The sequence below is a fragment of the Pantoea sp. S61 genome, assembly GCF_016625145.1.
Classification (GTDB): domain Bacteria; phylum Pseudomonadota; class Gammaproteobacteria; order Enterobacterales; family Enterobacteriaceae; genus Pantoea; species Pantoea rwandensis_B.
In genome coordinates this window covers 22,428-34,060 of the sequence record NZ_JACVUO010000022.1, presented here as the reverse complement: position 1 = coordinate 34,060, position 11,633 = coordinate 22,428, and the positions used below count along the sequence as shown (strand labels likewise).

15 protein-coding genes and 1 tRNA gene are annotated in these 11,633 nt (G+C 52.6%); 7 read left to right on the top strand and 9 right to left on the bottom strand.

From position 1 onward, the window contains the following. Nucleotides 1-660 carry a heme exporter protein CcmB gene (gene ccmB, locus IAE30_RS26175; protein ID WP_038649973.1) on the bottom strand — a complete coding sequence of 220 codons (660 nt, stop codon included), beginning with the start codon at nucleotides 658-660 and terminating at the stop codon, nucleotides 1-3. Next, nucleotides 660-1,274 carry a cytochrome c biogenesis heme-transporting ATPase CcmA gene (ccmA, locus tag IAE30_RS26170; RefSeq protein WP_200681282.1) on the bottom strand — a complete coding sequence of 205 codons (615 nt, stop codon included), beginning with the start codon at nucleotides 1,272-1,274 and terminating at the stop codon, nucleotides 660-662. Before ccmA ends, ccmB begins: the two co-directional genes overlap by 1 nt. Before the next feature lie 244 nt (nucleotides 1,275-1,518). Between ccmA and IAE30_RS26165 the strand changes: the two genes are divergently transcribed. Both IAE30_RS26165 and IAE30_RS26160 read left to right on the top strand, forming a co-directional pair. Further along, nucleotides 1,519-2,439 (top strand): formate/nitrite transporter family protein, encoded by a 921-nt coding sequence (locus tag IAE30_RS26165; protein WP_038645641.1) that lies wholly within the window; start codon nucleotides 1,519-1,521, stop codon nucleotides 2,437-2,439. An 86-nt stretch (nucleotides 2,440-2,525) separates the two neighbouring features. Then, nucleotides 2,526-2,600 (top strand) — tRNA-Arg (locus IAE30_RS26160). A gap of 20 nt (nucleotides 2,601-2,620) precedes the next feature. Here IAE30_RS26160 and IAE30_RS26155 read toward each other — a convergent pair. Both IAE30_RS26155 and IAE30_RS26150 read right to left on the bottom strand, forming a co-directional pair. Next, nucleotides 2,621-2,896, bottom strand: coding sequence for a hypothetical protein (locus tag IAE30_RS26155; RefSeq protein ID WP_234472865.1), 276 nt, complete (start codon nucleotides 2,894-2,896; stop codon nucleotides 2,621-2,623). Nucleotides 2,897-3,064: 168 nt separating this feature from the next. Beyond that, on the bottom strand, nucleotides 3,065-3,940 hold the full coding sequence (locus IAE30_RS26150) for a helix-turn-helix domain-containing protein (RefSeq protein ID WP_200681281.1): 876 nt from the start codon (nucleotides 3,938-3,940) through the stop codon (nucleotides 3,065-3,067). Nucleotides 3,941-4,121: 181 nt separating this feature from the next. Between IAE30_RS26150 and IAE30_RS26145 the strand changes: the two genes are divergently transcribed. After that, the gene (locus IAE30_RS26145; RefSeq protein ID WP_200681280.1) at nucleotides 4,122-5,021 is read left to right on the top strand and encodes a DMT family transporter; all 900 of its coding nucleotides are present in this window, start codon (nucleotides 4,122-4,124) and stop codon (nucleotides 5,019-5,021) included. A 37-nt stretch (nucleotides 5,022-5,058) separates the two neighbouring features. Here the strand turns inward: IAE30_RS26145 and IAE30_RS26140 are convergent, their stop codons facing one another. Continuing rightward, complete coding sequence (locus IAE30_RS26140; protein WP_038645636.1) at nucleotides 5,059-5,298, bottom strand: hypothetical protein; 240 nt, start codon at nucleotides 5,296-5,298, stop codon at nucleotides 5,059-5,061. 265 nt (nucleotides 5,299-5,563) lie between these two features. On the opposite strand from IAE30_RS26140, the gene IAE30_RS26135 reads away from it, so the two are divergent. Next, nucleotides 5,564-6,781, top strand: a complete 1,218-nt coding sequence (locus IAE30_RS26135) for an MFS transporter (RefSeq protein WP_200681279.1) — start codon at nucleotides 5,564-5,566, stop codon at nucleotides 6,779-6,781. A gap of 284 nt (nucleotides 6,782-7,065) precedes the next feature. Continuing rightward, nucleotides 7,066-7,215, top strand: coding sequence for a hypothetical protein (locus IAE30_RS26130; protein WP_166934934.1), 150 nt, complete (start codon nucleotides 7,066-7,068; stop codon nucleotides 7,213-7,215). Nucleotides 7,216-7,282: 67 nt separating this feature from the next. On the opposite strand, the gene IAE30_RS26125 is transcribed toward IAE30_RS26130, so the two are convergent. Next, a complete protein-coding gene (locus IAE30_RS26125) occupies nucleotides 7,283-7,564 on the bottom strand; it encodes a lipoprotein (protein WP_038645632.1) in 282 nt (93 codons plus the stop codon). Between the two features lie 32 nt (nucleotides 7,565-7,596). On the opposite strand from IAE30_RS26125, the gene IAE30_RS26120 reads away from it, so the two are divergent. Next, on the top strand, nucleotides 7,597-7,818 hold the full coding sequence (locus tag IAE30_RS26120) for a hypothetical protein (RefSeq protein ID WP_038645630.1): 222 nt from the start codon (nucleotides 7,597-7,599) through the stop codon (nucleotides 7,816-7,818). Between the two features lie 2 nt (nucleotides 7,819-7,820). On the opposite strand, the gene IAE30_RS26115 is transcribed toward IAE30_RS26120, so the two are convergent. The 3 genes from IAE30_RS26115 to IAE30_RS26105 are packed head-to-tail and all read right to left on the bottom strand — an operon-like array spanning nucleotide 7,821 to nucleotide 9,879. Then, nucleotides 7,821-8,624 carry a hypothetical protein gene (locus IAE30_RS26115; protein ID WP_038645628.1) on the bottom strand — a complete coding sequence of 268 codons (804 nt, stop codon included), beginning with the start codon at nucleotides 8,622-8,624 and terminating at the stop codon, nucleotides 7,821-7,823. A gap of 9 nt (nucleotides 8,625-8,633) precedes the next feature. Then, the gene (locus tag IAE30_RS26110) at nucleotides 8,634-9,086 is read right to left on the bottom strand and encodes a universal stress protein (protein WP_038645626.1); all 453 of its coding nucleotides are present in this window, start codon (nucleotides 9,084-9,086) and stop codon (nucleotides 8,634-8,636) included. A gap of 7 nt (nucleotides 9,087-9,093) precedes the next feature. Further along, on the bottom strand, nucleotides 9,094-9,879 hold the full coding sequence (locus IAE30_RS26105; RefSeq protein ID WP_034825209.1) for an IclR family transcriptional regulator: 786 nt from the start codon (nucleotides 9,877-9,879) through the stop codon (nucleotides 9,094-9,096). Nucleotides 9,880-10,029: 150 nt separating this feature from the next. On the opposite strand from IAE30_RS26105, the gene IAE30_RS26100 reads away from it, so the two are divergent. Then, on the top strand, nucleotides 10,030-11,631 hold the full coding sequence (locus IAE30_RS26100) for an MFS transporter (RefSeq protein WP_200681278.1): 1,602 nt from the start codon (nucleotides 10,030-10,032) through the stop codon (nucleotides 11,629-11,631). The last annotated feature ends 2 nt before the right edge of the window (nucleotides 11,632-11,633 follow it).

Here is an 11,633-nt window from a genome sequence, read left to right as displayed (position 1 = left end):
TTAATGCAGACTAATGCGCAAAGCCGCTGCAGTAGCAAACGGCGAAAGTGTTGCGCTCACTGCCAGCATCGCGCCAAGAATTGCCAGATAACCTCCGATCGGCAATCCCTGACCGGCGGCATCGATGGCCGCGCTGGCAAAGATCAGAACAGGTATCGACAACGGCAATACCAGTAAACTCAGAAGTACGCCGCCACGCCGCAGCCCAACGGTCAAACCGGTGCCAATCGCACCAAGAAAACTCAAGGTTGGCGTGCCGAGCAATAGCGTCAGTGCCATCGCGCGCCAGCCAGCAAAATCCAGTGACAGGAGTAGTGCCGCCAGCGGCGACAGTAAAATCAGTGGCAAGCCCGTAATCAGCCAGTGAGCAATCACTTTTCCCAGCACCGTGACGGGCAGCGGTGTGGGTAGCAAAAGTAGTTGCTCCAGCGAACCATCCAGAAAATCATCACGAAACAGTCGTTCAAGCGCCAGCAGTGAGGCTAACAATGCCGCAACCCACGCCACGCCTGGCGCAATGCGCGCCAGCTGCTGAGGATCCGGCCCGATACCTAACGGAAACAGCGTGATAACAATCAGGAAAAACCACAGCGGGTTAATCACCTCGGCACCGCTGCGAAATGCAATTTTCAACTCACGCTGAATCACGCGACCTAACATCAAGCCCACTCCGAGATAAGGCGGATTTTGCGCACGCGTTCACTCTCATCAGGCAGATCCTGATGGGTAGTCAAAATCACTGCGCCTCCGTTATCGGCATGTTCAGCGAAACGCGCCATTAATTTTTCCACGCCGCCTTTATCAATGGCCGTGAGCGGTTCATCCAGAATCCAGATTTTAGCCGGGCTGAGCCACAAGCGAGCCAGGGCTACACGCCGTTGCTGCCCTGCGGACAACTGTGCAACCGGCACTTCTTCATATCCCAGCAAGTTCACCTGCTCCAGCGCGTCGAAAATCACTTCTTCATCACGATCGCCGTGCCAGAAATGCAGGTTTTCCAGAGGTGAGAGTACCGACTTCACACCAGGATGATGACCAAGATAGAGCAAGTTTTGATGCCATATTTCGCGCTGCTGACGAATCGGCTGCGATTGCCACATCACCTCGCCCTCTTCTGCCCGGCTTAAACCAGCCAGCAGACGCAGCAGTGAGGTTTTTCCTGCCCCGTTAGGGCCTTCAATTTGCACAATGTCACCCGGTTGCATATGGAAGCTCAGTCCATGAAACAGGGTTCGCTCATCACGAACGCATGAGAGATTAATGACTTCGAGCATGAAAGAGGGAATCGCAGCTGTGAAATAAGGCGGGGATAATACCACAATGAATCTGTGGGCCGAAGCCTGTGAGGTTGCTCTCACTTCACTCAAAGGGGGTATTCGTGCGCATCAGATCAAGGAACTGTGCAAAAAAGCACCTCAGTTAAAATCTTGTTACTCTTAATTTGGATCTTAGTAACATTTCGTCCTTGATAAAACCGTCTACGCTTATTACGCGTTGGCATTATCACCAGGGGAAAACATGAAGCAATCACCATCCATTTCAGAACATGACAACGATGTCGAGAGCGACGAAAAGGACCAGGGTAAAGAGATAGAAGTGGATGAAGATGCCCTGCCCTCGCGGGCTGCGGCAATCCATGAAGAGATTCGCCAGGACGGCGAGAAAGAGTTAGAGCGCGATGGTATGGCGTTGCTGTGGTCTGCCGTGGCTGCGGGGCTATCCATGAGCGCTTCGCTGATGGCAAAAGGGATTTTCCATGTGCATTTGGCTGATGTACCCGGTGGTTTCCTGCTGGAGAATCTGGGTTATACCTTCGGCTTTGTCATCGTGATAATGGCCCGTCAGCAACTGTTCACTGAGAACACGGTTACTGCGGTATTACCGGTGATGCACAAACCCACTGGCGGTAATTTCATGCTGTTATTGCGCCTGTGGGGCGTGGTGCTGGCGGGAAATTTGATCGGTACGGCGCTCGGCGCATTGGCGTTTAATCATATGCCGATTTTTGACGAGGCGACGCGTCAGGCCTTCACCGTGATTAGCGAAAAGGTGATGGACAACTCCCCCAGCGAAATGTTTGCCAATGCCGTGATTTCAGGTTGGATTATCGCCACCATGGTTTGGATGTTCCCTTACGCGGGCGCGGCCAAAATCGTGGTGATTGTGATGATGACATGGCTGGTCGCGCTGGGGGATCTGGCCCATATTGTGGTGGGTTCCGTTGAAGTGCTGTATCTGGTGTTTGCCGGCACGCTGCCCTGGCAGGAATTCATCTGGCCGTTTGCGCTGCCTACCCTGCTGGGAAATATCACCGGCGGTACGTTGATTTTTGCACTGATCAGCCATGCGCAAATTCGCAACGATATGAGTGAGGCGGCGAAGGCCAAAGCGAAGGCGGAACAGAAGCGCAAAGAGAAAGCGCAGAAGAAACAACAGTGATCTGTGGCACGACATTGTTGATAGATTGAGCAAACAGGATTAACACGGTTAAATTCTGCTGGTCGGTACGCTATACTGCGCGCCGCGTCTCCTTAGTTAAAGGGATATAACGAGCCCCTCCTAAGGGCTAGTTGCAGGTTCGATTCCTGCAGGGGACACCAGTTCAGACCTCCCTCCCTCCTCAAAACAGCCAGCGAGCTATGCCCAAGCTGAGCCCAGCGGCGCTCATTATTCCACCCAGGATCCATTTGGTTTGTTTTGTCATCTCTTTGTGAATTTTGGCGATCTCTACATGCGTTTTGCCGATTTCCTGATGTAAATCGGCTTTCGTTACGTAGTTAGACTTGATCACCGCCAGGTCGGTTTTCACCGTTTCCATATCGGTTTTCAACGTTTTAATATCTGCCTTCATTTCAAATACATCGGCTTCAAGCTTTGAAACGCGCATTTCCATCATTACCACTCCGCATAAGCTAAACATGTAATTATCACATCAAAAACAATATGTTAATGGATGGCATTGTATCTAAGGCGAAGAAAAAATCACCACAATTACGCGTGAGTGAATGAATTTGCGACGTTTCTCGAAGGTAGAAACTGGCTGTTTCAGGCAATTACAGTGAAATCAAAGCTGATGCGGGTTTTGGCGCCATGCGGAGGGCGTTACGCCATGCAGTTGGCGGAAACGGTTACTGAAGTGACTGGAGGAGTGAAAACCGCAGCGCAGCGCGATCTCAGTTAACGGCAGAGCGCTGAACTTTAGCAGTTGCAGTGCGGTATCCATACGACGACGCATCACGAACTGATGTGGCGCTTCACCCACGCTGCTGCGGAACATGCGTGCAAAGTGGTATTCACTCAAGGCCGCTTCTGCCGCCAGCTGTGCCAGCGTCAAAGGCTGATCCAGCTGCGCATCGATAAACGCCAATACACGTCGCAATACCGCGGGCGCTAATCCGCCACGCACCTGTGGCGCCTGCCACTGCACTTCACTGTAGCGCTGCAAAAGATGCGTCATCAACAACGTCGAGGCACTGCTCAACATCAATTGATTAGCGGGTTGCTGCCAGTCAACGCTCAGCAGGAAATGGCGATAAAGCTGCGTGATGCGATCGTCATCGGCAAAGATCTTTTCATGCAGGTTGAGTTGCGCGGGGCTGCGATCCCAGATCTGCTCACCGAGATGCCGCAAGTGCTCATCCGTACAGTAAAGGTGCACGAATGACAAATCGGCACGCAGATCCCAGGTCGATTCAACCCCGCTCGGCATCAGGCAGAAGCGATCCGGACCACCGCCATTGCGCCAACCATGCTGGGTTTTGTGCCAGGTATCATAGCCATCAGCGGTATACAGGCTCAGCGTGTGGTGGTCGCTCAGGTTGGTGACGCGATCGCCGCTATTAAACCAGGCCGCCAACTTGATGCCACCCGACAGCTGCACGCTATCGCGCAGTTGCGCTTTATGGCGCTGCAGCATGTCAAAGGTCTGATAATCGGGCATCGGGAGGTCCACTCACAGGTTAATAACGCACAGTTTACGGATCTCCCCGGCCAGAAAACAGGCCAACGCGGGACATCCGTGTAAAAAGCGCAAGATTTTGCAATTCACGCGCAACGGCGTGCAAGCGAGTGGTGATTGTTTTCGTCACACTTCGGGCAATGATTTTGCTGGAGAGTTTACGATGAACATCATGTTGTACCTTGCGGTTGTATTGATTTGGGGCACCACCTGGATCGCCATTTTTCTACAACAAGAGGCGGCCAACACGCCAGTCCTGGTGGCGGTATTCTGGCGCTTCTTACTGGCATCGGTATTGATGTTAGTGATCCTAAAGCTGATTAAACGCCTGCGCCCACTGGATAAGCAGGATCACCTTTTCTGCTTACTGCAAGGCTGTTGCGTATTTGGCTTCAACTTCGTTTGTTTCTATCATGCGGCAGCGTGGATCAGCAGTGGCCTGGAATCGGTCATCTTCTCCATGGCAGTGTTATATAACGCGCTTAATAGTTGGATCTTTTTCCGTCAGCGCCCACCGTTTCGCCTGTTACCCGCGGCCGTGCTCGGCTTGGGGGGAATTGTTGCCTTGTTCTGGAATGACATTCAGGCAGCGCACCCGGCTCCGCAACTGCTATGGGGCGTTGGGCTAAGTGCTTTGGGCACGCTTGGATTCTCTTTGGGTAACATGATTTCAACTCGCCATCAGCGCCGTCAACGTGATGTGCTGACCACCAACAGCTATGCCATGTTATATGGTGCAATCGTTATGGCAATCATCGCACTACTGAATGGCGATTCATTAGCGCCTGCGCTGAATCTGCAGTGGCTTGGTTCGATGAGTTATCTGGCCATTTTTGGTTCGGTGCTGGGATTTGGCGCTTATTTCACGCTCGTCGGTCGTATCGGAGCCAGCCAGGCCGCCTATTGCACACTGCTTTTCCCGTTGGTGGCACTAACGTTGTCGACCATTTATGAGGGATATCAATGGCACAGCAATGCCATCGTGGGTCTGGCGATGATTCTGATGGGGAATATGGTGATGTTTGTGCGCTGGCCCACGGCAGGCAAATTACGCCTGGCGTAAATAGCGAGAGCGGGCATTGCGCCCGCTCTTTGGTCCTCTAGCGCCAGCCCTGAACGCCGATATTGAGCTGGTGAGGTTTACTGATGGCTTTTCTGGCAATCCAGTAAAGCAGAACGCGTTCATCATCTCTGTCGCGATCGGCCATAGCCAGTAATTTCAGCGACAGCGTGGATTTATTCACAGGCTGATGCTCATCGCTTAACTCGATCACCGCCTGACCGATGATGCAGCAAACTTCATCCTCGCTTGACGCGGATTCATATGCTCGGTCTGTCATATTTCCTCCTGTTAGTGAATTTTAATCCTGGCAAAAATCTGTCCTCTTGCAGCAAAACTGGCGCGCTTATCACACCTGGTTACACATGTTTACCCATAGCAACCGCCACGCTTAAATTGACATCCCAAGGGCCTAATGCCATTCATACCCGTTTTACTGCATTTCATTCCCTCGTCCTGTCTCTTGATGCCCTGCTTCGCCACGCGCGCGCGTAAGCTGCCTATTATCGCTGCAGATTCCGCATTCCCTGAGGGGAGAGATAAAAATGAAAACAGAAATATCCGCGCAGTTGCAGCACACCCGCATGCTTACCCTTATCGGCACTATTATCACGCAGTTTGCTCTGGGCTCGGTCTATACGTGGAGCCTGTTTAACGGCCAGTTGGCACATAAACTCGATGCTCCCATTAGTCAGGTCGCTTTTTCATTCGGTTTGTTAAGCCTGGGGCTCGCGATTGCATCGTCACTGGCGGGGAAATTACAGGAGCGCTTTGGTGTGCGTAACGTCACCATCGGCGCCGGTATATTGATGGCGATTGGCTTCTGGCTGACCGCTCATGCCGATAACCTGATGATGCTGTATCTCAGCGCCGGCATCCTGGTCGGTTTAGCGGATGGCGCAGGATACCTGATGACGCTGTCAAACTGCGTGAAGTGGTTCCCGGAGCGTAAAGGGTTAATTTCCGCCTGCTCAATTGGCGCTTATGGCTTAGGTAGCCTGGGTTTCAAATTTATCTGTGGCGCGTTGCTCAGCACTTACGGCCTGGAGAACACCTTTATGATTTGGGGTGTGCTGGCGATGAGTATGATCATTGTGGGTGCGCTGATGATGCGTGATGCCCCGATCCAGCAAAGCAGCGGTAACGCGAAATTGCAGGAAAAAGATTACACGCTGGCGCAATCCGTGCGCTTGCCACAGTACTGGATGCTGGCACTGATGTTCCTCACTGCCTGCATGAGCGGACTGTATGTCATTGGCGTAGCGAAAGACATCGGCGAAGGCATGGTCCATCTGACCACGCAAACCGCCGCTAATGCCGTGACTGTCATCGCGATTGCTAACCTGAGTGGCCGCCTTATTCTCGGCGTACTCTCCGATAAAATGGCACGTATTCGCGTCATTTCACTGGCACAGATCGTTTCTCTGGTGGGCATGAGTATTTTGTTGTTTACCCGGATGAACGAAACCACCTTCTTCCTGTCACTGGCCTGCGTTGCCTTTAGCTTTGGTGGCACCATCACCGTGTTCCCTTCTCTGGTCAGCGATTTCTTCGGTCTTAATAATCTGACGAAAAATTACGGGCTGATTTACCTGGGATTCGGTATCGGCAGCGTGATGGGTTCACTGGTGGCTTCCGTGTTTGGTGGTTTTACCGTGACCTTCAGCTTGATCATGACACTGCTGGTGATTTCACTGGTGTTGTCGCTCAGCATCCGTCTGCCAAATCGTCAAAACGTCAGTGAACCTTTGCTGCATAATTAATTCCCACAGATGCCGCATCACTTTGCGGCATCTATTTTCTCCTTCTTTCCTGCATAATGTTTTTGAAGTTGAGAACGGCTGTTATTTAGGATTGCATTTCAGACTATTCGCGTTATTATCATCAGGCATTCGGTTTTATCTGATTGGTTTATTTCCCGCCTTGACGTTTTTAGCTTTAAATTGACATATCTGGTAATAGATCCAGAAATAACTCTACATTTACTGCATCTTCACTCCACTTTTCCCCGGTAATCTGGCCTCATTGGAAAAGAGGAGGACTCTCCATGAAAACACTTATTAAAGCTGCTTCGGTTGTTGCCATTATGACGATGTTGAGTGGTTGTATCGTTCATGACGGATATGGTCGCGGACCGGGCTGGGGGCACGGTGGCGGCTGGCATCATGACCATGGTTATCATGGTCGCCATTGGTAATTGGGCAAAGCACACACAGCACATAATAAAAAAACAAAAAGGGCGGGAATTTATCCCGCCCTTTCTTTTAGCTTTTTACCGCGTAATTACATTGATACCAGGCTTTCTTTAATCCGGGCAGATGGCTGTCCTGTGCCGGCAGCGATTCCACTTTATCAAATCCACGTTGGTTGCAATAATTCGCCAGATCGACTTCCATCGCATCTTTATTCAACGTTTGCGGGTCATAACGATATTGCACGGTATTTGAGCTTTTATCTTCATCAACACGTTCAAATCCACCGGGTTTGCTGACACTACAACCGGCCAGCATAAAAAGCGCGAGTGCGCTAATCAGCATTTTTTTCATTAGGGTGTCCTCTTCCAAGCGAAGCAGTCTAAATGCCTATGCCGCACGCATCTATAGGAAACTGGCGCGAAATAGTCATTTTGAAAAAGTTTTTACCAATCAAATCAATAAAACCAAACGGTTTTTCATATCACTTAACCGATGCCATGATGCTTTCAGACAGCACGAAGTCTGCACCACACCAGGTGACACGAGAAAAACAAACGGAAAGTGACCATTATGCCCGCGCTGAGCGGGCTTTTTTTTACGCGTAAACCTAACCGGTAAGGCTGACCATTTTACGCAAAAGGTTGGCGGACTGTTTGGCAGGCAATGCGAGAATACCGCTGTAAAGATCAATCGACATGGCACACATGGCGCTGCGATCGACGGCAGTATCAGCAGGCATGTTGAGTTGCTGAAGTTTATCACCCCACTTGCCGTAAAGTTTCTCCACGACGCTTTGCAAATCACGTTGTGCGCCCTGCTGATCAATCGGACGCTCTTCGCCGGTGCTGTTTTGCAGGAGCAAATCTAACGCCTGTGCATCACGCTGGTATAACGTCGGTGACAGCGCTTGTTGCAGATTGATGCCGCCATTTACCTGCGGGTAAAGGAAGCGAAAGCAGCGTTGTGGCTCCGGTTGCTGCAGTGCCTGCATCTCCTGCACTGACACGCGCAAATAATTGAGCAGCGTTTCGTCGTCTGCACGCGCCATACGCTGATTTACCAGATCCATTAACCATCCACGCAACTCGCCCAGTGCCTGATCCGCAGGCACCCCTTCCATACGCTTGTGCAGCAACTCACGATTAAGCATTTGCCACAGCGCTGGCTCCTGTGTTTTTAACTGACGATAGCCTGGCGCGAGGCTTAATTGGTTTGCCACCTCGGTTTCCAGCGCCTGTCGCTCCTGCCGTGGATGCAACCAGCTGAACCACAGCATATTCGCCAATACGAGTGGCAGTAAAAACAGCACGAGCCCCTGCCATAAGCGCAGTGCGGTGGTGCGAATCAGAACGATGATAATCACCGCCAGCAGCGCAAACGCTGCCAGCGTGATAGGTAAGAGGGAAAACATGGAGCGTGATTAATCCTTGCGAACGTCAATCAGAACCGGGCAGTTGGCGCGCTCAATCACAGCCGCACTCACCGAACCTTTAAGTAAGCGATTGAAAGGAGAGAGATGACGGCGACCGATGATGATCATGCTGGCCTTCAATGCATTGGATTGTGCCACAATGGTTTCCGCTGCTTCACCGGCCAGAATCAAACCTTTGGCAGCCACACCGGCACGCAGTAGCGGTGCCAGGGCGTGGCGCACCACCATTTCAGCGGTGTTTTGTTCATCTTTTGCCGCGACGAAATCATCCGGATCTTCGCCCGCATCGATTTCGATCGGTTGATTGCAGGAGGAATAAGTGGGATCGACACAGCACAACACCGTGACCTGAGCCTGTTGTGCCAGCGCCTGTTCAATAGTTAACGCGATGACTTTTTCTGCCACCGGTGAGTTATCGATGGCCATCAGCAAGGTTTTCATCAGTTGGTTATCCTTCCACAGCGGTCATTTTGCCAATTTCGCGAATCAGCGCCTCTTTGCATTTCATGATTTCATCACGATAGCGTGCTTCCTGTTTATGAAAACGCGCCGTCGGCACCAGCAGCGAAATGGAGAAGCGACCAAACAGCGTGTCGATCGCCACCGCCATGGTGGAAATGCCTTCCAGCGTTTCGCCACGATCGATGGCCAGACCGCTGTTACGCACTTCAGCAATCAGCTCCAGCAGCTGCGGCAGGGTTTTCACCGTCATTTCGGTCAACTCTTTATAGGCTTCGCCGACCATCACTCGCACATCTTCATCACTTTCCAGTGCCAGCAGTGCGCGACCGCCTGAAGTGCTATAGAGCGGGAGATTCAATCCGATGCGTGGCACCACGCGCAATTCCCGGGATGCCACCACATAGTGAACAATCGCCAACTGCGTGCCACTGGCGCGCGCCAGCGAGACGGTCTCGTTAATATCGGCTGAGAGTTGTTCCAGAAATGGACGGACGATTTCGACCACATCACTGTGCACGCTGGAAATCAGCTTGAGCAGAGCCGGTCCCAGACGCAGCCCGCCCGCCCCGCTGCTGCGCACCAGTTGCGCACTGTCGAGCGCGGCGATAATACGCTGCACCGTTGAACGCGGCAGATCGACCACCTGCGCAATTTCGCCCAGACTCATGCCACCCGGATGTTCACCCAGCGCATTCAGAATTTTTGCCGCACGCGCGATGACCTGAATGCCACCCGCTTTTTCATCCTCACGGCTTGAGGGAAGTTCAACCATTGTGCGTTCCTTTTTGGCCTGCCCTACTTTAGCGCGAATGACCGCACTTTTACACCCTGTATCACATTGCAATACATCATACCGAGATGTAAGATGCGACATGTATCACATCGCAATACACTGCATCAATAATAAAAAGAGACACCTGTTATGAACGCCCAGCCTGTTGCGGCTCCGGCTCCCCATCCGTTTACCCTGCGCCTGGCGCTGGGGTTGGTTGGCGTGCTGATTGCTGCGCTCACCTCCGGATTAAATGACCGCGTGACGGATATTGCGCTGGCGGATATCCGTGCCGCTATCGGCATTAGCTACGATCAAGGCAGTTGGATCATCTCCGCTTATCAGGCCGCAGAAGTGGCCGCGATGATGATCGCACCGTGGTTTGCCGTGACCTTTTCCCTGCGTCGTTTTGCTCTGGCTGTTTCCGCTGGCTTCATGCTGTGCGGTTTACTGCTGCCTTTAACGCCGAACGCCACACTCTTTATTGCGCTGCGCGTGATGCAGGGGTTATTTGGCGGTGCATTGCCACCGTTACTCATGACCGTGGCACTGCGATTTCTGCCGCCGCCGATCAAGCTTTATGGCCTTGGTGCCTACGCGCTGACCGCCACCTTTGGTCCCAATCTCGCCGCCACGCTCGCCGCTTTCTGGACCGATGAGGTGAGCTGGATGTTTGTGTTTTGGCAGATAATCCCCAGCATGCTGATCGCCATGCTGCTGATTGGTTGGGGCTTACCGCAAGACCCGCTGCGCTTCGAGCGTTTCAAACAGATCGATCTTTTCGGCATGCTCACCGGCTGCTCAGGCATGGCACTGCTGATTCTGGCGCTGACGCAGGGCGAACGTCTCGACTGGCTCAATTCACCGCTGTTTGCGGCGCTATTATTGAGCGCGCTGGCATTGCTAACTGTGTTCTTTATTAATGAATGGTTTCACCCGCTGCCACTGTTCAAACTCCAGATGCTGCGTCGTCACAATCTCACGCACGGATTGCTGGCGCTGGCAGGTGTCTTGATTTTGTCACTTTCCGGATCGGCGCTGCCTTCAGCTTATCTTGGCCAGGTGGAGGGATTCCGCACGCTGCAGTTCGCGCCGCTGGCATTAACCATCGGCTTGCCGCAATTACTGATCGCCCCGCTGGTGGCGGCACTGCTGAATATCCGCTGGATTGATTGCCGCTGGATGCTGACCGCTGGCGTGGCGCTGCTGGTGATCTCCTGCCTGATGGGCATGCATATCACCAGCGACTGGGCGCGGCAAAATTTCTGGCAAATCCAGATGTTGCAGGCCTTCGGTCAACCGATGGTGATTTTGCCGGTATTGATGAGTGCGACCAGCGTGGTTGCGCCACCGGAAGGCCCTTTTGCCTCCGCGATGTTTAATACGGTGCGCGGCTTCTCGAGCATTGCCGCCAGCACCCTGGTGGGGTGGTTTATCAGTCACCGGGAACAGTTTCACTCCAGCGTGCTGGTGGGCAATGCCGCCAGTCGCCCCTGGCTGATGACCGCGCCCAGCAGCGCCCAATCCAGCAGCAGTTTTCCTTTATTACCTGATGGCAGCGCCAGTAGCGCAGAGAACCTTAGCGGTTTCGCAACGTTACTGAAACATCAGGCGATGGTGCTTAGCCTGAGTGACTGTTATCAGATGCTGATTGGCTTCGCTGCCCTGCTGCTATTGCTGACTGCCTGGCTGCCAAAACGTGTCTGGCCGCCACAAACCCTGATTCAACCTGTTACGACGACGTCGAGATAACT